The organism is Alistipes sp. Marseille-P2263, from assembly GCF_018101075.1.
Lineage (GTDB): Bacteria > Bacteroidota > Bacteroidia > Bacteroidales > Rikenellaceae > Alistipes > Alistipes dispar.
Genome location: NZ_JAGQEJ010000002.1, coordinates 104,752 through 126,315, shown reverse-complemented (window position 1 = coordinate 126,315; position 21,564 = coordinate 104,752). Strand labels below are relative to the sequence as shown.

Annotated in this window: 18 protein-coding genes; 7 read left to right on the top strand and 11 right to left on the bottom strand. The window is 63.5% G+C overall.

What is annotated here, in order from left to right:
- Window positions 1–6 precede the first annotated feature (6 nt).
- The 4 genes from KB554_RS03720 to KB554_RS03705 form a co-directional block, all read right to left on the bottom strand.
- Complete coding sequence (locus tag KB554_RS03720) at window positions 7–1,263, bottom strand: TlpA disulfide reductase family protein (RefSeq protein ID WP_211035028.1); 1,257 nt, start codon at window positions 1,261–1,263, stop codon at window positions 7–9.
- A gap of 60 nt (window positions 1,264–1,323) precedes the next feature.
- Window positions 1,324–2,358, bottom strand: coding sequence for an aspartate--ammonia ligase (gene asnA / locus KB554_RS03715; RefSeq protein ID WP_211035027.1), 1,035 nt, complete (start codon window positions 2,356–2,358; stop codon window positions 1,324–1,326).
- Between the two features lie 264 nt (window positions 2,359–2,622).
- Window positions 2,623–3,960: an NADP-specific glutamate dehydrogenase gene (gdhA, locus tag KB554_RS03710; protein WP_141428039.1), complete on the bottom strand. Its 1,338-nt coding sequence runs from the start codon at window positions 3,958–3,960 to the stop codon at window positions 2,623–2,625.
- A 237-nt stretch (window positions 3,961–4,197) separates the two neighbouring features.
- A complete protein-coding gene (locus KB554_RS03705; RefSeq protein ID WP_211035026.1) occupies window positions 4,198–7,185 on the bottom strand; it encodes a PEP/pyruvate-binding domain-containing protein in 2,988 nt (995 codons plus the stop codon).
- Between the two features lie 83 nt (window positions 7,186–7,268).
- Between KB554_RS03705 and KB554_RS03700 the strand changes: the two genes are divergently transcribed.
- From KB554_RS03700 to KB554_RS03690, 3 genes are read left to right on the top strand one after another with little or no spacing between them, the layout of a single operon-like run.
- Window positions 7,269–8,468 (top strand): hypothetical protein, encoded by a 1,200-nt coding sequence (locus KB554_RS03700; protein WP_211035025.1) that lies wholly within the window; start codon window positions 7,269–7,271, stop codon window positions 8,466–8,468.
- A gap of 46 nt (window positions 8,469–8,514) precedes the next feature.
- Window positions 8,515–9,615, top strand: a complete 1,101-nt coding sequence (gcvT, locus tag KB554_RS03695; protein WP_211035024.1) for a glycine cleavage system aminomethyltransferase GcvT — start codon at window positions 8,515–8,517, stop codon at window positions 9,613–9,615.
- A 53-nt stretch (window positions 9,616–9,668) separates the two neighbouring features.
- Window positions 9,669–10,637 carry a dihydroorotate dehydrogenase-like protein gene (locus KB554_RS03690; RefSeq protein WP_141428035.1) on the top strand — a complete coding sequence of 323 codons (969 nt, stop codon included), beginning with the start codon at window positions 9,669–9,671 and terminating at the stop codon, window positions 10,635–10,637.
- 139 nt (window positions 10,638–10,776) lie between these two features.
- Here KB554_RS03690 and KB554_RS03685 read toward each other — a convergent pair whose 3' ends face one another.
- Entirely contained in the window at window positions 10,777–11,463 is a 687-nt protein-coding gene (locus KB554_RS03685) for an HD domain-containing protein (RefSeq protein WP_211035023.1), read from the bottom strand.
- Window positions 11,464–11,518: 55 nt separating this feature from the next.
- On the opposite strand from KB554_RS03685, the gene KB554_RS03680 reads away from it, so the two are divergent.
- From KB554_RS03680 to KB554_RS03670, 3 genes are read left to right on the top strand one after another with little or no spacing between them, the layout of a single operon-like run.
- A complete protein-coding gene (locus KB554_RS03680; RefSeq protein WP_211035022.1) occupies window positions 11,519–12,286 on the top strand; it encodes a threonine/serine exporter family protein in 768 nt (255 codons plus the stop codon).
- Window positions 12,283–12,783, top strand: coding sequence for a threonine/serine exporter family protein (locus tag KB554_RS03675; RefSeq protein ID WP_211035021.1), 501 nt, complete (start codon window positions 12,283–12,285; stop codon window positions 12,781–12,783). Before KB554_RS03680 ends, KB554_RS03675 begins: the two co-directional genes overlap by 4 nt.
- A complete protein-coding gene (locus KB554_RS03670; protein ID WP_141428031.1) occupies window positions 12,780–13,514 on the top strand; it encodes a DUF6064 family protein in 735 nt (244 codons plus the stop codon). Before KB554_RS03675 ends, KB554_RS03670 begins: the two co-directional genes overlap by 4 nt.
- Before the next feature lie 451 nt (window positions 13,515–13,965).
- Here KB554_RS03670 and rny read toward each other — a convergent pair whose 3' ends face one another.
- From rny to ftsY, 5 genes are all read right to left on the bottom strand, one after another.
- Window positions 13,966–15,510, bottom strand: coding sequence for a ribonuclease Y (gene rny / locus KB554_RS03665; protein WP_141428030.1), 1,545 nt, complete (start codon window positions 15,508–15,510; stop codon window positions 13,966–13,968).
- 341 nt (window positions 15,511–15,851) lie between these two features.
- Complete coding sequence (locus KB554_RS03660; protein ID WP_141428029.1) at window positions 15,852–16,151, bottom strand: cell division protein ZapA; 300 nt, start codon at window positions 16,149–16,151, stop codon at window positions 15,852–15,854.
- 39 nt (window positions 16,152–16,190) lie between these two features.
- Complete coding sequence (locus KB554_RS03655; protein WP_141428028.1) at window positions 16,191–16,520, bottom strand: hypothetical protein; 330 nt, start codon at window positions 16,518–16,520, stop codon at window positions 16,191–16,193.
- 165 nt (window positions 16,521–16,685) lie between these two features.
- Complete coding sequence (gene rimO / locus KB554_RS03650; RefSeq protein WP_211035020.1) at window positions 16,686–17,981, bottom strand: 30S ribosomal protein S12 methylthiotransferase RimO; 1,296 nt, start codon at window positions 17,979–17,981, stop codon at window positions 16,686–16,688.
- Window positions 17,968–18,966, bottom strand: a complete 999-nt coding sequence (ftsY, locus tag KB554_RS03645) for a signal recognition particle-docking protein FtsY (protein ID WP_141428026.1) — start codon at window positions 18,964–18,966, stop codon at window positions 17,968–17,970. The genes rimO and ftsY overlap by 14 nt, the downstream gene beginning before the upstream one ends.
- Before the next feature lie 148 nt (window positions 18,967–19,114).
- On the opposite strand from ftsY, the gene KB554_RS03640 reads away from it, so the two are divergent.
- Window positions 19,115–19,978, top strand: a complete 864-nt coding sequence (locus KB554_RS03640; protein ID WP_211035019.1) for a hypothetical protein — start codon at window positions 19,115–19,117, stop codon at window positions 19,976–19,978.
- Window positions 19,979–20,272: 294 nt separating this feature from the next.
- On the opposite strand, the gene KB554_RS03635 is transcribed toward KB554_RS03640, so the two are convergent.
- Entirely contained in the window at window positions 20,273–21,517 is a 1,245-nt protein-coding gene (locus KB554_RS03635; protein ID WP_141428024.1) for a glycosyltransferase family 4 protein, read from the bottom strand.
- Window positions 21,518–21,564: the final 47 nt, after the last annotated feature.

The window sequence follows — 21,564 nt, the reverse complement described above, 5'->3', positions numbered from 1 at the left end:
AAGATGTCAGAGTTTTTCCCGCAGGAGTCGCTCCAGCTCGTCGGCCATGGGGTTGATTGCGAGAATCGTGCCGTCCCGGTCGATCAGGTAGGTCTGCCCGGCGGCGCTGTTGAGGCCGTATTGTTCCCAGAGCTTCGTGCTGTCGTCCATCTCCAGCAGGTTGAGCCACGGATAGGCGTCGTGTTCGAGGGCCGTGCGCCAGGCCCTGTCGTTTTTGAATTCGCGGGCGACGCCTACTACGACGAAGCCCCGGCTGCGGTATTTTTCGTAGATGGGAATCGTGTTTCTGCTCCGGAGCCGGCAGGGTCTGCACCACGAGGCCCAAAGGTCGAGCAATGCGATTTTTCCGTCGATGACGGCGGAGAGCGTCGTGGGCCTGCCTTCGGTATCGGGCAGTGTGAAGTCTATGTAACGGCCTCCGATTCCGGTCTTCAGACTTTTGCGTGCATGTTCCACCTGTTCGTGGTAGGGATGTGCGGGGTAGCGGTCGGCGAATGCCCGGTCGTAGATCGCCAGCCAGCGCGAAAAATCCCTGCCGGCCATTTGCTCTTGGTCGATCTGTTCCATGAGCCGGCAGAAAGAGGCCAGGCTCGGGCGGCGGGCGATCTGTTCCTGCAACCAGACGGCCTGCTCCTCGTAGAGCGTCTGCAACGTTTGGTGGAGTCGCTGTCCTTCGTCGGTGTAGCCGGAGCCCGTGAGGCGCATGTGATTGAGTTGTTTGTAGAGATAGGGGAGCGCGTGCTGGTCTGCAGGTTCGTTCAGCCGGCGGATCACCTCGTTGTAAGTGTCGTTGTAGAGTCGGTTCTCGCGGTAGAGTCGATCCTCGATGTCGATGATCGAGTCGAAACGCGCGCCGAACCGCTGCTCCTTTTCACGGAGAGTCTTCGTCCACTCGCGGTTGATCGGTCCCTGTGCGAGCAGGCGGAGCTGCCGGTTGTCCGGATCGCTTCCCGTGCATTCGATCCGGACCCCTTCCGGTTCGGGGATGAACCGGGTGCAGAGAAAACCTCCCGTACCGGAGGGAACCAACAATTCGTAGATGCGGAGCGTGTCGGTTCGGAGCAGGTATTCGAAACGGCCCTCCCGAACCGGGATTTTCGTGCTGTATTCGAATCGCGTGCCGGGTAGTGAGAGGAGTACCTCTTCGGGCGCATCGCCCGGAATCGTTCCGGTGATGAGGCATTCGGTGTGGCGCAGCCATGTATCGGAGGGGGTGCAAGCCGTAAGGAACAGGGTGATTAGCGGGCACAGGAAATTTTTCATGGGGATTGAAGTTTTTCGGTGTGAGGCCGGGGCCGGGGCGTGGGCACGTCTGCCGGGCCGTTATTTCAGGTGGATGCCGTGGGCGGCGCACTCGGCGACCATCCGCTCGGGCCAGATGCTGACCTGCACTTCGCCGATATGGGCGCAGCGCAGGTAGAACATGCAGAGCCGCGACTGTCCGATGCCGCCGCCGATCGAGAGCGGCAGCCGTCCTTCGAGCAGCAGGCGGTGGAACTCCATTTCGCGCCGCTGTTCGCATCCGCGGAGGGCGAGCTGGCGTTCGAGGGCCTCCGGATCGACGCGGATGCCCATGCTGGAGAGCTCGAAGGCGCTTTCGAGCACCGGATTCCATACGATGATATCGCCGTTGAGGCCCTTGCAGCCCTCTTCGGTCGGGGTGCTCCAGTCGTCGTAGTCCGGGGCGCGGCCGTCGTGCGGCTCGCCGTTCGACAGCGCGCCGCCGATGCCGATGAGGAACAGCGCGCCGTATTTCCGGGCGGCCGCCTGCTCCCGCTCCTTCGGCGTGAGCCCGGGGAACTCCCGCAGCAGCTCCTCGGCCTGGATGAACGCGATGCGCTCGGGCAGGATCGGGGTGATGTGCGGGAAGAGCTCGTAAACCTCCTCCTCGACGGCCTTCATCGCGTCGTAGATCTTTTCGACGATCTGCTTGAGGAAGCCGAGGTTGCGCTCCTCGGGACGGATCGTGCGCTCCCAGTCCCACTGGTCCACGTAGAGCGAATGGGTGTTGTCCAGCTCCTCGTCGGCGCGGATGGCGTTCATGTCGGTGTACAGCCCGTATCCGGGGGCGATTTTGTAGGCGCCGAGCTTCATGCGCTTCCACTTGGCGAGCGAGTGCACCACTTCGGCCCGCCGGTCGCCCAGGTCGCGGACGGAAAACGACACGGCGCGCTCCACGCCGTTCAGGTCGTCGTTGATGCCCGTGCCCGAGAGCACGAAGAGCGGGGCGGTGACGCGCCGCAGCCGGAGCGAGCGGGCGAGCTTGTCGGGGAAGATTTCCTTGAGGTGCGAGATGGCCTGCTCCATCGTCTCGGGGGCGAGTTTGGCCGTATAGTCGTCAGGAATGAAAAGCGGCATGTGGATCTCTTGTCTGTTCGGGGTTCGTGAAACGGATTGTCCTGCAAATATAGCGAAAATATCCCGTTCCCGCGAACCGCAGGGCGAGTTTCGGCCGCTGCCGGGACGGATTTTCCGGGGGAGCGCACGGGTTTCCGGAAAAGGAGGACGCCCGACGGGTCCGGACCTTACGATTTCACCCCTGCCAGAAACCTCTGGCAGGGGTGATTTTCGTCCGTGGAGACTTGTCGGGCAAGTCCCCCTTCTTTGGTCCTTCCGGCCGGATTACAGGATACCCTGCTCGACCATCGACTTGGCGACCTTCATGAAGCCGGCGATGTTGGCGCCCTTCATGTAGTTGATATAGCCGTCCTTCTCCGTGCCGTACTCGAGGCAGGCGTGGTGGATCGACGACATGATCTGATGCAGCTTGGCATCGACCTCCTCGGCCGTCCAGTTGAGTTTCTGGGCGTTCTGCGTCATTTCGAGTCCCGAGGTGGCCACGCCGCCGGCATTCACGGCCTTGCCCGGCCCGTAGGGAATCTTCGCCGCGATGAAGGCGTCGATGGCCTCCGGGCGGCAGCCCATGTTCGAAACCTCGGCCACGATCTTCACGCCGTTGGCCAGCAGCTTCTTGGCATCCTCGCCGTCCAGCTCGTTCTGCGTGGCGCACGGCATGGCGATATCGACCTTCACCTCCCACGGTTTGCGGCCCGGGAAGAATTGCGCGCCGGGGAACTTGTCGGCGTAGGGAGCCACGACGTCGTTGTTCGACGCGCGCAGCTCGAGCATGTAGGCGATCTTCTCCTTGTCGAGACCCGCCGGGTCGTAAACGTATCCGTCGGGACCCGAAATCGTCACGACCTTGGCGCCCAGTTCCGTGGCCTTCGTCGCGGCGCCCCAGGCCACGTTGCCGAAGCCCGAGATGGCGATCGTCTGTCCCTTGATGTCCATGCCGGCCTTTTCGAGCATCTGGCGCAGGAAGTAAACGGCGCCGAAGCCCGTGGCCTCGGGGCGGATCAGCGAACCGCCGTAGGTCATGCCCTTGCCCGTCAGCACGCCCGTGTTTTCGCGCGCCAGCTTGCGGTACATGCCGTAGAGGTAGCCGATTTCACGGCCGCCCACGCCGATGTCGCCCGCCGGAACGTCCGTCTCCGGGCCGATATGACGCCACAGTTCGGTCATGAAGGCCTGGCAGAAGCGCATCACCTCGCGGTCCGACTTGCCTTTGGGGTTGAAGTCCGAGCCGCCCTTCGCACCGCCCATCGGGAGGGTCGTCAGGGCGTTCTTGAAGATCTGCTCGAAGCCCAGGAACTTCAGGATCGAGGGGTTCACCGAGGGGTGGAAGCGCAGACCGCCCTTGTAGGGGCCGATGGCGTTGTTGAACTGGACGCGGTAGCCGGTATTGACCTGCACCTCGCCCCGGTCGTCCACCCAGACCACCTTGAAGGTGAACGAGCGGTCGGGCTCCACGATGCGTTCCGCGATGCGGTTGGCCTCGAATTCGGGGTGCTGGTTGTAGGTTTCCTCCACGGTCATGAGCACCTCGCGCACGGCCTGCAGATACTCGCTTTCGCCGGGATGGCGGCGTTCGAGTTCCGCCATGAGTTTGTTTACGTTCATATCGTTGAAGTTTTGAAAGGTTGTTCTATCCGTTTACAAATATAAAAATATTTCTTATAGATTGTAACTTTCCGGACGGAAATAATTTTAATCCGGCATGAAAACCGGCCGCAGGGCCCCGCAGGCTCCCTGCCGCCCGGTTGTCCGGCGCCTGCTTCGTCCGCCGGTTCCGGGCAGGCTGTCCGCCGGGGCGGGGCGGCGTCCGTGCGGGGAGGGGACGGGAGACCGCCCGCCGGGTTACGCCCCGTCTCCGTCCGCCTCGCGGATCATTCCCCGGTTCGAACGGCCGTCCACGCAGACCCAGAGCGGACGGTCGAACCGCACCTGCCGCAGGAACGTTCCTTCGTAAACGGCCGTGCGGGCGTCGAGCAGCTCCTCTCGGAAGATGCCTTCGCCGCGGAAGGGGTTGATCGTCAGATACCCCACGCCGAGCGAGGTGACGTTCTGGAAGAAGTGCGTGCCCTGCGAAGGCTCGACCTCGAAGCGTTCGAGGCCGCATTCGACGATCACCTTCGCCTCCGAAATATGCGTCCACTTGACCGGAACCCCGAGGAACGGGTCCGAGGAGCCCCAGCGGCCCGGCCCCACGAGCACGTAGGAGCGACCTTCGTCGCGCATCCGGGTGTTGAGCGCGAGCAGCTCGTCGGCGATCCGTTCGGTCGAGAGCGAGTCGAAGGCCCCGGACTTCACATAGACGATGTCGGCGATGTCGGTCATGCGGCCGATGCCGAGGGCCTGCTCGCCATAGACGAGCGCCCGCGCGGGGTCCTCCGCGCTCCAGTCGATCGGGCGGTTGTCCTGGTTGTCGATGATCGGGCGGATTTGCAGCAGGTTGAATATCCGCTGCTGACCCGGCGCGACGTCCATGTTCACGGCGAACTCCACCTCCACGGGGCATCGCATCTCCTCGGCGCCCATGCGCAGGATGTCCGAGACGATTTCGGCCAGAGGGAAGGTGTTGTACTTCAGTATGTTGTTGAACGTGATGACTTTGCGGCCCCGGTCGAAGGGGCTGTCCGAGATGCGTTCGTTCTCGCGGTCCCAGACCGAGCAGACGAAGCGCGCGTTGCGCAGCGGCGCGATCTGCTGGAGGCTCAGGCGGCGCAGGTTCACGGCGTCGTCGATCGACGTGCGGAACTCCTCGGGGCGGAGGCTCAGGGCCAGCACCTCGTTCTGCGTGTCGCGCAGCGCCAGCTCGGGGGTCGAGGTCTGGAGCACCTTCTGCGGGTAGCGGGGCGAGAAGCGCAGCGTGCGTCCTCCGTCCACGACGAGTTTGCCCAGCCCCATCGCCACGTTGCAGACGCCGTCTTCGGGCCGTTCGTCGCCGATGGGGTAGTAGTTGATCGAACGGGCCACGCCCGAGCAGGTGGGGAAGAAGAGCCCGTCCTGCTCCGTGCCGCACACTTCCTGGATGATGACGGCCATCTTCTCCTCCGAGATGAGATTCTGCGAGGACTGGATGTAGGCCCGCGAGGCGGCGAAGTAGACCGAGGCGTAGACGCTCTTGACGGCGCGCAGCAGCAGGCGCAGCATCTGGTCCTCGTTGTCCGTGTAGGGGATCATGTAGGTCGAGTAGATGCCGGCGAAGGGCTGGTAGTGCGAGTCTTCGAGTTTCGACGACGAGCGCACGGCCAGCGGCGTGCGGACCGTGCGGATGTAGGCCTTGAGCTCCTGTTGCAGCCGCGGCGGGACGTACGAGGAGACGAACTCCGAGAGGATCTCCTCGTCCGAGAACTCCTGCGAGATGATGTATTTCAGCCCGTTGAGGCGGATGAACTCGTCGAAGTACTCCGTGGCGATCACCACCGAGCGGGGAATCATGATGCGCACCCCCTCGTGCATGTCGTACTGTCGGTGCTTGATGAGCATGGAGTTCATGAAGGCCAGCCCGCGGGCCTTGCCGCCGAGCGAGCCCTCGCCGATGCGTGCGAAGGCCACGGCGTCGCTGTATGTCGCAGGGTCGAAGCGCGCCACGACGCCTTGGCCCAGCAGACGGCGGTAGTCGCTGATGAGGTTCACCAGCACGCGGCGGTGTTCGGCGACCGTGGCGAAATGGCTCTTGTTGTACCGGCGGATGGAGGCCGCCAGGGGAAAGAGGCCCCGCGAGTAGAGCCACTTCGAAAGGTGGTTCTGCGAGGTGTGGTATTCGAACGCCCCGTCGGGGATCGTGGCGATCATCTCCTGCATCTGCGTGAGGTCCCGGGCGCGGCCGATCTCGGCGCCCGTCTCGGGGTCCTCGAATACGAAGTCGCCGAAGGCGAACTCGCGGTCGATGAAGTCGTGCAACTGCGAGAGGAGCGTCTTGGAGTTCTTGGCGACGAACCCCGCCCCGAGTGCCGCGGCCTGCTCGCCGAAGGCCGTCTGGGAGGATTGCAGCAGCACGGGCATCAGCGGGTTGTCCTCGCGGATGCGGCGGCAGAGGTCGATGCCGGCGTCGAGCTTCTCGCTCTCGGGCGGATCGTCGCGGTGCAGGACGAACCCCACGTCGGAGATGACGCCCAGCAGGTTCTTCTTGTAGCGTTCGTACAGCTCCGCGGCCTCCTCGTAGCAGCGGGCCAGCAGGATCTTGGGCCGGGCGCGCTTGCGGAGGATCTGCTGCTGCTCGTTGAAGGCGTCCTTGAGGAACTCGGTGTTTTGCAGCAGGATGAGTTTGTAGAGCTCGGGCAGGTAGGTCGAGTAGAAGCGGATCGAGTCCTCGACGAGCAGGATGGCCTGCACGCCTCCTTCGCCGATGTCCTCGGCGGCGTTCATCTTGTCCTCGACGAGCTTGATGATGGCGATGATGAGCTCCGTGTTGCCGTGCCAGCAGAAGATGTAGTCCAGTCCCGAGCGGTCCTGCTCCTCTATCCGGCGGTAGATGTCCTTCGAAAAGGAGGTCAGCAGCGCCACGGGGATATTCCGATGGCGCTCTTTGACGATGCGGGCGAAGGCGAAGACGTCGGGCTCGCCCACGTTGTACATGGTGAGGATGAAGTCGAACGAATCGTCGCCGGCGAGCGCCTCGAGCGCTTCGGCCGTCGAGCTGACGCGTGTGAACGAGGGGGGATTCGAGAGGTTCAGGTCGATATACTCCTGGTTGATCTGCGATTCGATGTGCCCGTCCTCCTCGAGGATGTAGCCGTCGTAGCTGCAGCACACGAGCAGGATTTTGTGAATCCGGTATTTCATGAACCGGTAGGGGAGCCGGCCGCCGTCGGGCATGTACCCTTCGATCGTTTCGTTCATCGTTTCGACAATAGTTTGATCCGTGAACAAAAATAAGGAAAAAATTCTTACCTTTGAAATCGGAAAAGACAAAAACGCAGTCGATGAATAAGGAGAAATACGTCTTGCAGGAGGTCACGACGCCGGCGCTGGTGCGCGAGTGGCTCGACCTGCCCAAACGGATATACAAAGGTAACCGCAACTGGGTCTGCCCGCTGGATCAGGACATCGAGGAGGTCTTCGACCCGGCGCGCAACGAGCTGTTCGCCGACGGCGAGGCGATCCGCTGGGTGGCGCGCGACGGCCGCGGCGAGGTCGTGGGCCGCATCGCGGCTTTCTACAACCGCGAGAAGGCGGCCCTCGAAGAGCAGCCCACGGGCGGCTGCGGCTTCTTCGAGTCGATCGACGACCGGCAGGCGGCCGATCTGCTCTTCGACGCCGCGCGCATGTGGCTCGCCAGCCGCGGCATGGAGGCGATGGACGGCCCGATCAACTTCGGGCAGCGGCGCGACTGGTGGGGCCTGCTGGTCGAGGGGTACGAATTCCAGCCCCTCTACAAGAACCCCTACAACCCGCCCTACTACAAGGAGCTGTTCGAAGGCTACGGGTTCCGGAACTACTTCAACCAGAACAGCTATATCTGGCGGGTGAACGCCTCGGAGGCCAACAAGTCGATCTTCGCCCGCGCCGGGCGGCTCGATGCGAGCTACCACGTCGAGAACATCGACATGAACAACCTCGAGGAGGCCGCCGAGAACTTCCGCGTCATCTACAACAAGGCGTGGGCGCTCTTCTCGGGCGTGAAACCCATGACGCGCGAGGAGGCGCTGGAGATGGTGCGCGAGATGAAGCCGATCATCGACCCGCGGATCATCTTCTTCGCCTATTTCAACGAGGAGCCGATCGGGTTCTTCATCACCGTGCCGGACCTGAACCGCCTGATCGGCAAGTTCAACGGCAAATTCGGCCTTTGGCAGAAGCTGCGCCTGATGTGGGACCTGAAGGTGCGCCGCTCGTGCGACCGCATCTTCGGCATCATCTTCGGCATCGCGCCCGAGTTCCACGGCAAGGGCGTCGAGTCGGCCATCATGGTCAAGTACTACGAGTTCCTCGAGATGACCAAAAACCAGTACAAGTCGATGGAGCTGGCGTGGATCGGCGACTTCAATCCGGTGATGAACCGCATGATCGAGACCTACGTCTGCGCCACGAAGCACAAGATGCACACCACGTACCGCTATCTGTTCGACCGCGAGAAGGAGTTCCGTCGCTGTCCCCGGCTGGGCGTGAAGCGCCGCGAGTAGCGCGTGGCGAAAAAGGGAAACCGAAACCGAAAACCGCATAACTGCTATGAAAACCACCGTATTCACCAAGTACCATATCGCCGCGGGGGCCAGGATGGCCGAATTCGCGGGATACAATATGCCGATCGAATTCACGGGCATCAACGACGAACACATGGCCGTCCGCGGGAAGGCCGGCGTCTTCGACGTGAGCCACATGGGCGAAATCTGGGTCAAGGGACCCCGGGCGCTCGACCTGTTGCAGCGGATCACCACCAACGACGTGGCGAAGCTCTACGACGGGAAGGTGCAGTATTCGTGCATGCCCAACGGCCGCGGCGGCATCGTGGACGATATTCTGGTTTACCGCATCGACGAGCGGACCTACATGCTCTGCGTGAACGCCGCCAATATCGGGAAGGACTGGGCGCATATCTGCGCCGAAGGGGCGAAGATGGGCATGGAGGCCGGCCCGGGCAAGGAGCTTTACAACGCGTCGGACGAGATCTGCCAGCTCGCCGTGCAGGGACCGCTGGCGATGAAGATCGTGCAGCGGATGTGCGACGAGCCGGTGGAGGAGATGGAGTATTACACCTTCCGGAAGATGCGGGTGGCCGGGTGCGACGCCATCCTTTCGATCACGGGCTACACGGGCGCGGGCGGCTGCGAGATCTATGCGGCCAACGAAGACGGCGACAGGCTGTGGGAGGCGCTGTGGAAGGCCGGCGGGGAGTACGGCCTGCAAAATATCGGCCTCGGAGCGCGCGACACGCTGCGGCTGGAGAAGGGCTTCTGCCTCTACGGCAACGACATCGACGACACGACGTCGCCGATCGAGGCCGGGCTGGGGTGGATCACCAAGTTCGCCGAGGGCAAGGAGTTCATCGACCGTGCGCTGATGGAGCGCCAGAAGGCCGAAGGCCCCGTGCGCCGGCTCGTGGGACTGAAGATGGTCGAGCGCGGCATTCCGCGTCACGGCTACCCGATCGCCGCGCCGGACGGTACGGAGATCGGCCGCGTGACCTCGGGCACGATGTCCCCCTGCCTGAAACAGGGCGTGGCGCTGGGCTACGTGCAGACGGCCTATGCCAAACCCGGCACGCAGATCGCCGTGGTGATCCGCGAGAAGTGCGTGAAGGCCGAGGTGGTGAAGCTCCCGTTCGTGTGACGGAGCTGGCGCCGGAGAGAAAAAAAATGGATAACCTATACCGGAATAGTTTCATGAAAGCGAAATACCTCGGACTCGAACTTGCGAGTCCCGTCATCGTCAGCAGCTCGCCCTATACGGCCAGCGTACAGAACATCGAGCGGTGCGTCCGTGAGGGCGCGGGCGCCGTGGTGCTGAAGTCGATCTTCGAAGAGCAGATTCTCCGCGAGGCGGCCTCGCTGGACAGGATGGAGGGCTACGGCGATGCCGGCGAGTACCTCGAACGTTACCTCGGCGACGCCTACAAGGGCGAGTTCCTGCAACTCGTGCAGGGCGCGGCCGCGACGGGCGTCCCGGCGATCGCCAGCATCAACTGCATCGGCGCGGGCGACGCGTGGATCGAATACGCCGAGGCCATGCAGGCTGCGGGCGCCGCGGCGCTGGAACTGAATGTCTTCCTGCTGCCTACCGACCGCCATGCGGGGGCGCAGGAGCTCGAACAGGCCTATGCCGACATCGTGCGGAAGGTCGCTGCGGCGGTGACGGTCCCCGTGTCGGTCAAGCTGCCGATGCGTCTGACGAACGTACTGTCGGTGGGCGATGCGCTGCTGGCCCGCGGAGCGCGCGGCGTGGTGCTCTACAACCGCTTCTTCGAACCGGATATCGACGTGGAGAAGATGTGTTTCGTCGCGGGCGATCCGTTCAGCGAACCGTCGGAGCTGCGCAACGTGCTGCGCAGCACGGCGTTGTGCTCCCATGCGCTGCCGCAGCTCGACGTGGCCGTTTCGACGGGCGTGCACGACGGCGAGGCTGCCGTGAAGGCGCTGCTGTGCGGTGCTTCGGCGGTGCAGGTCTGCACGGCGATCCACCGTTACGGCTACGAGGCGATTTCGCGGATCGGCCGTTTCATCGACGAGTGGGCCGGTCGTCAGGGCTTCGCCTCGCTCGACGAGTTCCGCGGGCGGATGGACTACGGGTCGGCCGAGGGCGACCATTACCAGCGCGTGCAGTACATGAAGTATTTCCCCCACGGGGTGGAGTGACGGTTTCGGAACCGGCGCGGCGTCCTCGTGATTCGGGGGTGTCCGGTCGGTCCGGCTTTCCGGCGAAGGACGGCGGGCGGCGGTGCCGCGAAGCGATCCTTCGCCGGATTTTTCGTATCCGGGCCGTCGGTTGCGGAGGCTACCGTGCCTCCGCCGCCTCTCCGGCTTCGGTCCGGTCGGGGGTTCCGCCTGCGGGGCCGGATGTCTCGGCGTCGAAGATTGCGTCGAAGAGGCGGCGCAGCCGCTCCCCGTCGCGGATTGCCTCCCGCAGCTCCGCGAGCCGCCGGGCATTGTCCGATTCGGGCAGCCAGAGGCGGAGATAGCCTCCTTCGGCGTATTTGCGCTGGAGGTGTTCCCGGCAGCGGGCGAAGTGCTCCTCGCGCGTCAGCGCCGGGCAGTGCGCCAGCCCGTACTGCACCGTGCGGCGGAGAATCGTTTGCGTGTCGATGCAGCGGTCGGCTTCGGCGACGATGCGGCCGTAGATCGAACGGGGCGCGTGCCCGGACGAGGCGCGGTGGTCCTCGACGGCCTCGCGCATCGTCGCGATCCGCTCGCTGTCGAAGTGGCGGCGCAGTTCGGCGTCTTCGGCCAGGATGCGTCCGGCATCGATGTGGTGGCGTTCGCGGCCGAAGGCGAGCCCCGTGTCGTGGTAGGCGGCTATGACATAGACCATGTCGGGGTCCACGTCGTAGCGACGGGCCAGCGCGAGGCTCCGGTCGATGACCGAGCGGACGTGGTCCGTGGAGTGCGCGCGGTCGAAATGCGCGTAGCGGGGGATGATTTCGGCCTCGACGTAGGCCTCGAGGCTGGGGTCGATTTCTTTCATGGAACGAAGATATGCAAATTTTTCGTACTTTTGCCGAAAATCGGGCACGGAGAAGATGAAGACGCAAGCCGAACTGAAGGCGATCGCACGGTTCGTCGCGGAGTACGCCACCCGTCTCATGGGGTCGGGCGTGCATACCTCGCGCGTGGTGCGCAACACCAAGCGGCTGGGCGAGGCGCTCGGAGTGCGGGTGATCGTCTCTGCATTCCAGAAGGTCGTGAATTTTTCGGTGGTGGACGACGAGAGCGGCGAGGTGTGCACCGAGGCCGCGGACATTCCGCCGCTGCCGATCAGTTTCGAGCTCAACGCCGAGCTGAGCGCCCTGAGCTGGGAGGCCTACGACGAGCGCCTGCCGCTCGGGGAGATCGAACGCCGCTACCGGGAGATCGTCGCCCGGCCGCGTCTCGATCCGATCTTTACGCTCGTACTCGTCGGGCTGGCCAACGCATCGTTCTGCCGGCTGTTCGGCGGCGACTGGTTCGCCGTGAGCATCGTCTTCACGGCGACGCTCATCGGCTTTTTCCTCAAGCAGGGAATGCAGGCGCGCGGCTTCAACCACTACGTGATCTTCATCGCCTCGGCGTTCGTCGCCTCAATGTACGCTTCGGTGGCGCTCACGTTCGACACCACGTCGGACGTCGCCATCGCCACGAGCGTCCTGTTCCTCATTCCCGGCGTGCCGCTCATCAACGGCGTGATCGACATTGTCGAGGGGCACATCCTGAACGGCATCGCCCGCCTCACGTCGGCGCTGATGCTCATCGTCTGCATCGCCATCGGTCTCTCCGGGACGCTGATGATCGTAAAATCCGCTCTGCTATGATCGCGTTCGACATGCTCTCCGACGGACTGTTCGCCGCCGTGGCCGCCATCGGTTTCGGGGCGATTTCCGACCCGCCGATGCGGGCCTTCCCGGTCATCGCCCTGCTGGCCGCCGTCGGGCACGCCATGCGTTTCGCGCTGATGCAGTGGGGCGTGGACATCGCTTCGGCATCGTTGTGCGCCTCGGTGACGATCGGCGTGGGCAGTCTGCTGCTGGGCGGCCGCATCCGCTGCCCGATGACGGTCCTGTTCATTCCGGCGCTGCTGCCGATGATTCCCGGCATGTACGCCTACAAGACGATCTTTTCGATGATCATGTTCATGCAGCATCTCGACGATCCCGTGCTGGGGTCGGAGTACATGCAGGCCATCGTCCGCAACGGGTTCGTGACCTTCAGCGTGATCTTCATGCTCGCGGCGGGGGCCGCGGCGCCGATTTTCCTGTTCAACAAGCGCGCGCATTCGCTGACGCGCGCCAAAAAGCGAGTTTCGAAATGACGAGCGAGGTTTTCTGGCAGACGATCGCGGACTACAACCGCGTGACGTGGCCCGTGCAGGCGCTGCTGATTGCGGCAGGGGCGTTGCTTACGCGGCGGCTCTACCGGCGGCCGACGCCGGGAACGAAGGTGGCGATGAAACTCTATCTGGCGCTGCTGAACGCCTGGATCGCCGTGGCGTACTACCTCGTCGCCTGCGACGCGCGGGCCTACAACGGCGTGATGGCGCTGTTCTGGGGCGTGATGGCCGCCGTCTGGATCTACGACGCGGCGGTGGGGTACACCTCCTTCGAGCGGACGCGGCGGCACGACCGCTTCGCGTTCGTCCTCCTGGCCATGCCCTTCGTCTATCCGCTCCTCTCGCTGCTCCGGGGGCTGGAGTTTCCGATGATGACCTCGCCCGTCATGCCCTGTTCGGTGGCGGTGTTCACGATCGGCCTGCTGCTCGCCTTCCCGAAGCGGGTGAATCTCTTCGTGATACTCTTCCTCTGCCATTGGGCGCTGGTGGGGTTTCCGAAGATCTACTTTTTCGGCATTCCCGAGGACCTGCTCCTCTCCGGCGCGCTGGTTCCGGCGCTCTACCTCTTTTTCAAGGAGTATATCGACGTCAATTTCCGCAGCGATACGAAACCCGACCTGCGGGTGATGAACCTGCTGCTGCTGGCCGTGTGCACGGCACTCGGGGTTTTCTTTACGGCGACCATCTGGCAGCAGCTCTCGGCTCTGTTCTGAACGGAGCGGTTTCGGGCATCGGAGAACGGGGAAAACGGACCGGTGCAGTGTCGTCGGTTCGCCCGCCGACCGGTTTTCCCGGGGCGTCCTTGCCCGACGCACGCGTCCTTACCCGGAACGTATCCGTCGGAGGCTCTGCGAAATTTTCCCGGAACATACGTTTCGGTATATTCTCCGTGATGTGATTCCTCCGGGGATTTCCGGCAAGACGCTCCTTGTGGGCCGATTCCGTCCGACGCACTTTCGCACTTTTCCCGGCCGGGAGTGGCTGTGCGGCCGGAGTGACTCCGCCTGTGCGGCCCGGTACGGAAAGATCTTCCGGCGGCCGCTCGTTGCGAGGCCGCCGCTGCGAATGCCCGGAAATAAAAATCCCTCCTTTGGAAAAAGGAGGGATCGGGAATACCGCATTGCCGCGGAGCCGGATCGTCCGGCCGTTTCCGGTTCTTCGGCGCTATTTCGCGTAGGCTACGGCCCGGGTTTCGCGGATCACGGTGATCTTCACCTGTCCCGGGTAGGTCATTTCATCCTGGATCTTCTTGGCGATGTCGTGCGACAGCCCCTCCGACTCCTGATCCGAGAGCTTGTCCGCGCCGACGATCACGCGCAGTTCGCGGCCGGCCTGGATGGCGTAGGTCTTCAGCACGCCGGGATACGAGAGGGCGATGTCCTCCATCTCCTTCAGACGCTTGATGTAGCTCTCCACCACTTCGCGGCGTGCTCCGGGGCGCGCTCCCGAGATGGCGTCGCAGACCTGGATGATCGGGGCGATGAGCGAGGTCATCTCCACCTCGTCGTGGTGCGCGCCGATGGCGTTGCAGACCTCGGGCTTCTCCTTGTACTTCTCGGCCAGCTTCATGCCGATGATTGCGTGCGGCAGTTCCGGTTCGTCGTCGGGCACCTTGCCGATGTCGTGCAGCAGTCCCGCACGGCGGGCGATCTTGGGGTTAAGGCCCAGCTCGGCGGCCATGATGCCTGCGAGGTTCGCCGTCTCCCGGGCGTGTTGCAGAAGGTTCTGGCCGTAGGAGGAGCGGTATTTCATCTTTCCGATCATGCGGATCAGTTCGGGGTGCAGGCCGTGGATGCCCAGGTCGATCGCCGTGCGTTTGCCGACCTCGACGATCTCCTCCTCGATCTGTTTCTGGACCTTCGACACCACCTCCTCGATGCGTGCGGGATGGATGCGGCCGTCGGTCACGAGCTGGTGCAGGGCCAGCCGGGCGATTTCGCGGCGCACGGGATCGAAGCCCGAGAGGATGATCGCCTCGGGGGTGTCGTCCACGATGATCTCGATGCCCGTGGCGGCCTCGAGGGCGCGGATGTTGCGGCCTTCGCGGCCGATGATGCGGCCCTTGACTTCGTCGCTCTCGATGTTGAAGACCGTCACGGCGTTCTCGATGGCCGTCTCCGTGGCTACGCGCTGGATCGACGCCACGATGATCCGTTTGGCCTCCTTCGTGGCGGTCATCTTCGCCTCTTCGATCGTCTCGTTGATGTAGGCGGCGGCTTCGGTCTTGGCCTCGGCCTTCATGTTCTCGACGAGGATGTTCTTGGCGTCTTCCGAACTCATGCCCGAAATCTGCTCCAGACGCACGTTCTGTTCGCGCTTCATCTGGTCGATCTCCTCCTTCTTGTGTTCGAGGATCTGCAACTGGTTCTGCATCTGCTCCTTCAGCCGCTCGTTCTCGCGGAGCCGGTTCTCCAGGTCGCGTTCCTTGTTTTGCAGGTTCTGTTCGATCTGCTTGGCCCGCTGTTCGCTCTGGGCGATCTTCTGGTTGCGTTCATTGACCTGGCGGTCGTACTCGCTCTTGAGCTGTATGAACTTCTCTTTCGCCTGTAGGATGCGCTCCTTCTTGATCATCTCGCCTTCGGCCTCGGCCTCCTTGATGGCGGTCTCTCGGCGCTTGCGGATCGACGTCTTGACCACGAGGTTCGTTACGACCGCGTAGATTGCGACGGAGACCACGGCAGAGATGCAGGCTGTCAAAATGATATCCATTTGGTCTTTGCGTGTTTTTTGTTATTAATAGGGTTTATTCATGGTCATAAAAAAACCGCATAGGATTCCTTATTCTTGTTTGACGAATCTGCAAGATTGTCATGTGTGGAGGCTCCGACAATCGCAATCTTCCAACGGTGCGCCGCAGCGCACTCCCCCGAAGGGTGGTAAGGCCTGATTTTGAAGCGCCGCGAGTTACCCCAATATAAAAAGTGTTCAGTTTCGCAAAGCTTTAAGGAATCTATGCGGGTAGATTATTCCTTTATTGTATGTAAAAGAACCTTCGTCTCTTCCTTCTTTTCCGCCTTTCCGCTTTTCGCTGCGGAGGAGGGCCGGGGCGCTTACCGTGTCGGGTCGTTGAGGTAGGCGTCGATTTCGGCCCCGACCGCCTCGAGCCGCCGGAGGTCTTCGTTGTCCAACTCGCGGCTCTGCCTCATCCCGACGTTCGCGATGGCGAATTTCAATGCGGCCATCGACAGGTAATCCTGGTCGGTCCAGTTGCGGATATTCTGTTGTTTTATCAGTGCGAGGTATTGGTTCACCTCCCGTTCGGCCAGCCGGTACATCTCCTCTTTCCCGCTCTCGATCTGGAACGGATAGCTCTTCCCCGCTATCTTGAGAGTGATCGCCTGCTTCGCCATTTTTTCGTCCGTTTCGTTTTTCTGCCTTCTTCCGTGCGCCTATTCGGCCGTCCGCGTCTCCGGGGCCGACGATGCGTCGAACGGCTGTTCCGCCAGCGCGATGCACTTGTCCACCTCCCGCATAAGACGGTTTACGCGTGCCCGTGCCTTCTCCCGGTTTCGGGATCCTCCCGCAAGCCCTTCGGCCAGTTGCATCCGCGCCAGTTCGGCGTCCAGTTCCCGGACCCGCTCTTCGAGCGAGCGCTTCTCGGCCCGCAGCGCGTCCCGCTGCGCCGTCAGCGACGCACACAACTCCGACACCCGCCGGTGGTCGTCCATGAGCTGCCGCACGCGGCCTTCGATATTTGAGATCACGCCTTTGTCAGCCATCGGAGTGCGGAAAGAATCCTTTTTACATTTCAAAGGTACGAACAAAAACGGAAAAACGCAAATATTATTTTACGTTCCGCAATCCCTCCGGTTTCGGACGTCTCCGCCGGCTTCGTCGCCGGGCTCCGGATGCGGCGTCTCCGGCCTGCGACCGCGGGGAATGGCTTACCGGCTTGTTTCGCCGTAGAGATCGTAGTCGGCCGCCGAGGTGATCCGCACGTCGTAGAACCGGCCGCGCAGGAGCCGCCGGTCCGCTGCCGGGATGAGGATCTCCTGGTCCACCTCGGGCGAGTCGTACTGCGTGCGGCCCACGTAGAAGTCGCCCTGCCGCGAGTCGATGATGACGCGTTCGGTCCGGCCGACGCGGCGGCGGTTGTTCTCGAGCGAAATCCCGTTCTGCAAGGCCATGACGCGTTCGACGCGCTCCTGTTTCACGGCTTCGGGCACGTCGTCGCGCAGTTCCCGGGCCGAATAGGTCCCCTCCTCCTCCGAGTAGGCGAAGACGCCGAGACGTTCGAAGCGCACCTCGCGGACGAAGTCGAGCAACTGGGCGAAGTCGTCCTCCGTCTCGCCGGGGTAGCCCACGAGCAGCGTCGTGCGCAGCGCGAGGTCGGGGACCGCCTCCCGCAGGCGGCGGATCAGCTCCATCGCCTCGGCCTTCGTGTGGCGCCGCCGCATCGACCGGAGTTGCGCGTCGGAGATGTGCTGGAACGGGATGTCAAGGTATTTGCAGATTTTCGGCTCCGAAGCCATCGTGTCGATCACGTCGGCGGGGAATGCCGCGGGGTAGGCGTAGTGGAGGCGTATCCACTTGATGCCGTCGATGCGGCAGAGCCGTTGCAGCAGTTCGCCGAGCGCGCGCCGTCCGTAGAGGTCTATTCCGTAGTAGGTCGTGTCCTGGGCGATGACCATGAGTTCGCGGGCCCCCTGCGCCGCGAGTTTGCGGGCCTCCTCCTCCAGCTCCTCCATCGGCACGGAACGGTGTCCGCCGCGGATGAGGGGGATGGCGCAGTAGCCGCACTTCCAGTTGCAGCCTTCGGCGATCTTCAGGTAGGCGTAGTGCTTCGGGGTCGTCAGGCGGCGTTCGGTGGCCAGTTCCGGGTCTCCGGCGGCGCCCAGCGCCCGCACGATGCCGTCCCACGTGCGGGCCCCGAAATATTCGTCCACTTCGGGAATCTCCTGCCGCAGCTCGTCGGCGTAGCGCTCCGAGAGGCAGCCCACGACGAAGAGCCGTTCGATGCGCCCGGCCTGCTTGGCCGCCGCCGCGCGCAGGATCATGTCGATCGACTCCTGCTTGGCGTCGCCGATGAAGCCGCAGGTGTTGATGACCACCGTCTTGGCGTCGGTGCGGTCGCTGTCGTGCACGACGGAGTAGCCCGCCGCGGCGAGGCGCGCCATGAGGTGCTCCGAATCCACGGTGTTCTTCGAACAGCCGAGCGTGATGACGTTAATTTTCCGCATCGCCGAAGAGTGCATTGACGAATTCGCGGCGGTCGAAGATTCGCAACTGGTCGATTCCCTCGCCGATGCCGATGTAGCGGACCGGGATGCGGAACTGGTCGCTGATGCCGATTACGACGCCGCCTTTGGCCGTGCCGTCGAGCTTGGTGATCGTGAGCGAGGTGACCTGCGTGGCCTGCGTGAACTGACGCGCCTGCTCGAAGGCGTTCTGTCCCGTGGAGCCGTCCAGCACGAGCATCACCTCGTGTGGCGCTCCGGGGATCACCTTCGCCATGACGTTGCGGATCTTCGTCAGCTCGTTCATCAGGTTCACCTTGTTGTGCAGGCGGCCCGCCGTGTCGATGAGCACCACGTCGGCGCCGTTGGCCTTGGCCGAGGAGAGCGTGTCGAACGCCACCGATGCGGGGTCGGACCCCATCTGCTGGCGGATCATCGTCGCTCCGGCGCGGTCGGCCCACACCTGCAACTGGTCGATGGCCGCGGCGCGGAAGGTGTCGGCGGCGCCGATCCAGACCTTGCGGCCCGCCTTGGTGAGCTGCGCGGCGAGCTTGCCGATCGTGGTGGTCTTGCCCGCGCCGTTCACGCCCACGACCATCACCACGTAGGGCGTGCCTTCCGTGGCGTCGAGTCCGAAGTGGCCGGACGAGCCGTGCGCCTCCTCCATGAGCGCCGCGACCTCCTCGCGCAGGATCGACTGCAACTCCGAAGCGTTCATGTATTTGTCGCGCGCCGCGCGCTCCTCGATGCGGCGGATGATCTTCACGGTCGTCTCCACGCCCACGTCCGACGAGATGAGCACCTCCTCGAGGTCGTCCAGCACCGCGGCATCGACGGTCGAGCGGCCCGCCACGGCCCGGGCGAGTTTCGAGAAGAGCCCCGTCTTGGTCTTCTCCAGCCCGGCGTCGAGCTCCTGCCGCTGCTGCCGCACCTGCTCTTCGGAGGGCGGCGTATCCTGTTTTTTGCGGAAAATATCGAAAAATCCCATACTTGTGATATATACCGCAAAGATAGCAAGAAAGTTTCAAAAAAAACGTTACATTTGTGGTATATAAATCGGTTCCCGGGAGCCCGGGAACGTCCGGAGCACGGGTGCGTCCGGTTTTTTTACGGTTTCAGACTTATTCGAATTGAAGATGAAAAAAACACTCTTGCTGCTGCTCGCAGCGTTTTGCGGCGTGCTGACGGCCGCTGCGCAGGATCTGATCGTCAAGACCGACGCTTCGCGGATCGAGGCCAAGGTGGTCGAAATCACGACCGATGCGGTCCGCTATAAGAAATTTTCGTATCCCGCAGGTCCGACCTACGTGCTGCCCGTGAAACAGATCGCCTACATCCGTTATGCCAACGGCGAGACGGAGTATTATGCCGAAAGCGTCCCTGCGGCGGAACTGACGCCGGCCGAACCGGCGGAGGGTACGGAGACCCGCGGCGGCGAGGAGTATGTCGTCAAGCGCTACGAGATCGGCGAGCTGTACGACCGGAACGGCGTGCGGGGCATCGTCTGCTGCCTTTCGGAAGACGGGCGGCACGGGCTGGTCGTCTCGCTGGACCAGATTTACCTCCCCTGGAGCGAATTCCGCAAGCCCGACCTGCGGACGGTGGGGACGACGAACCGTTCCGACGGCCGGGAGAACATGAAGATCGTCGAAGAGTACATCGCGGCGAACGGTCTGTCGTGGGACGATTTCCCGGCCTTCAAGTGGTGCCGCGAGAAGGGCGAGGGGTGGTATCTGCCCGCCATCGACGAACTGCTCAACATCGGACACAACTACAACGGCGGCTCGCGGGCGGTGAACAACCGCCGTGCCCACAAGGCGTTCAACGGAGCTTTGCAGGAGGCCGGCGGCAAGCGTATGGACCGGCTGGTGTACTACTTCTCCTCGACCGAGCTCGACGAGAAGAGCGCCTACACCTCGCACATGAATATCGAGCCGCCCTACGTGGTGGAGATTCCCAAGTACAACAAATTCCTCGTGCGCGCCGTGCACGCGTTCTGACGCGTGAGGCCGGGCGCGGGGCCGGTGGCGGGCGCCCCGCTCCGGCGGTTTGCAGAGAGCTGAAGGCTCCGGATTCGGAAAATCCCGAATCCGGAGTTTCCTTTTTTCCGGAGAAAACGGATTCCCGAAGACGGCGGACGGTTGCAGTGCCCCCCCCCTCGTTGCGGACCGGCCGCGGCGGGAGGGTCGATCGGGGGCTTCCGGCGGTTACCCGGGATTCCCGGCTTTGGTCCGGGCCCGGTCCGGGTTCGGAGCCGTTCAGAAATGCCGCCGCGCCGTTTTCCGGGCGAAGGGTCAGAGCGAGTCGATCAGACGGCGCAGTTTCGGGATGATGACCTCCCAGCCGTACTGCTCGCGGACGTAGGCGGGGCCTTTCTCGCCCAGTTCGCGCCGTAGTTGCGGCGAGGAGAGCAGCCGGCGGAGTTTGCGGAGGAAATCGCGGCCGCCGCGGTAGGCGAGGGCCGCGCCGCTTCGGCGGCAGTGGTCCGCCATCACCTCGCTCCGCCCGTTCACGAGGACCGGCACGCGGCTGGCCATCGCCTCGAGCATCAGCAGCGAGAGGCTTTCGAGGTGCGAAGGGTTCACCATCACCGTCGCGTGGCGGACGATCGCCGCCTTCTCGGCGTCGCTGACGAATCCCGTCGCGACGATCTCCGGAGAGGAGGCGATCTCGTCGGCGAGCTCCGGGTCCGCGCCGCCCGTCAGCACGAGTTTCGTGCGGCCGCCGTAGCGCCGCTTGTAACGCAGGAAGAGCGGGATGAGGTCGTGGATTTTCGGCCGGGTGATACGTCCCAGATAGAGTACGTACTCGTCCGGAAGCGCGTAGCGGCGCTTCACCCCCCCCCACTCCGCTTCGGGCGAGGCGTCGATGCCGCAGCCGAGCAGGCTGTTCGGGGCCAGCGAGGTTCCGAAAATCCGGCGGACGGTCCTCCGTTCGGCCTCCGTGTTGAAGGCGATATGCCGGACGCGGGTGAACATGCGGGCGTTGATGGCCCAATAGAGCCGCCGGTCGGGATGGGCCAGCGGAATGAGGATGGTCTTTTCCGGAGCGATCGTGCAGCCCAGTACGGTCTGGCTGAAGTAGAAGTTCAGGAAGACGAAGGCGGCGTACTCCTCCCGGTGCTCCTCGATGAAGCGCAGCATCGCGGGGGTGTGTTCGCGCTGCGACTCGAAGTAACGGCGCTCCTTCCCGGCGCCCAGCCGCCATTCGGGGCGGAACGAGGAGATCGCTCCGAGCAGGTGCAGCCGGTCCAGGTAGCGGCGGATGCGGCGGGCCGTCCTGCACCGTTTCTCGATCCGCTTGTGCCGGTCGCCTTCGACGGGTTCCGGACGGAACCGCCGCACCGTCACGCCGTGGTCCGTGCTCACGCCCTCGGGATAATCCTCCGCGGGCGAGCCGAACACCCGCACGGTCGTCGTCAGCACCTCGACGTCGTAGTAGGGGACGAGCCGTTCGGCCAGCATGCGGCAGTGCGCCTCCGCGCCGCCGTTCACCTCCGCGCCGTAGCGGATGATGACAAAAGCCACTTTTTTCTTCATCGCGATCGCAATTTCCGGATAAAATTAGTAAAAATATCGCAGCCGGA

What these genes read in the sequence shown, in the direction of transcription:
- KB554_RS03700 (WP_211035025.1), top strand. Translation starts at nt 7,269, where the DNA reads ATGAATAAGGAGAAATACGTCTTGCAGGAGGTCACGACGCCGGCGCTG.
- KB554_RS03655 (WP_141428028.1), bottom strand. Translation starts at nt 16,520, where the DNA reads ATGGCTGACAAAGGCGTGATCTCAAATATCGAAGGCCGCGTGCGGCAG.
- KB554_RS03670 (WP_141428031.1), top strand. Translation starts at nt 12,780, where the DNA reads ATGACGAGCGAGGTTTTCTGGCAGACGATCGCGGACTACAACCGCGTG.
- KB554_RS03720 (WP_211035028.1), bottom strand. Translation starts at nt 1,263, where the DNA reads ATGAAAAATTTCCTGTGCCCGCTAATCACCCTGTTCCTTACGGCTTGC.
- KB554_RS03690 (WP_141428035.1), top strand. Translation starts at nt 9,669, where the DNA reads ATGAAAGCGAAATACCTCGGACTCGAACTTGCGAGTCCCGTCATCGTC.
- KB554_RS03640 (WP_211035019.1), top strand. Translation starts at nt 19,115, where the DNA reads ATGAAAAAAACACTCTTGCTGCTGCTCGCAGCGTTTTGCGGCGTGCTG.
- KB554_RS03675 (WP_211035021.1), top strand. Translation starts at nt 12,283, where the DNA reads ATGATCGCGTTCGACATGCTCTCCGACGGACTGTTCGCCGCCGTGGCC.
- KB554_RS03685 (WP_211035023.1), bottom strand. Translation starts at nt 11,463, where the DNA reads ATGAAAGAAATCGACCCCAGCCTCGAGGCCTACGTCGAGGCCGAAATC.
- KB554_RS03680 (WP_211035022.1), top strand. Translation starts at nt 11,519, where the DNA reads ATGAAGACGCAAGCCGAACTGAAGGCGATCGCACGGTTCGTCGCGGAG.
- KB554_RS03705 (WP_211035026.1), bottom strand. Translation starts at nt 7,185, where the DNA reads ATGAACGAAACGATCGAAGGGTACATGCCCGACGGCGGCCGGCTCCCC.
- gdhA (WP_141428039.1), bottom strand. Translation starts at nt 3,960, where the DNA reads ATGAACGTAAACAAACTCATGGCGGAACTCGAACGCCGCCATCCCGGC.
- rimO (WP_211035020.1), bottom strand. Translation starts at nt 17,981, where the DNA reads ATGCGGAAAATTAACGTCATCACGCTCGGCTGTTCGAAGAACACCGTG.
- gcvT (WP_211035024.1), top strand. Translation starts at nt 8,515, where the DNA reads ATGAAAACCACCGTATTCACCAAGTACCATATCGCCGCGGGGGCCAGG.
- KB554_RS03635 (WP_141428024.1), bottom strand. Translation starts at nt 21,517, where the DNA reads ATGAAGAAAAAAGTGGCTTTTGTCATCATCCGCTACGGCGCGGAGGTG.
- rny (WP_141428030.1), bottom strand. Translation starts at nt 15,510, where the DNA reads ATGGATATCATTTTGACAGCCTGCATCTCTGCCGTGGTCTCCGTCGCA.
- KB554_RS03660 (WP_141428029.1), bottom strand. Translation starts at nt 16,151, where the DNA reads ATGGCGAAGCAGGCGATCACTCTCAAGATAGCGGGGAAGAGCTATCCG.
- ftsY (WP_141428026.1), bottom strand. Translation starts at nt 18,966, where the DNA reads ATGGGATTTTTCGATATTTTCCGCAAAAAACAGGATACGCCGCCCTCC.
- asnA (WP_211035027.1), bottom strand. Translation starts at nt 2,358, where the DNA reads ATGCCGCTTTTCATTCCTGACGACTATACGGCCAAACTCGCCCCCGAG.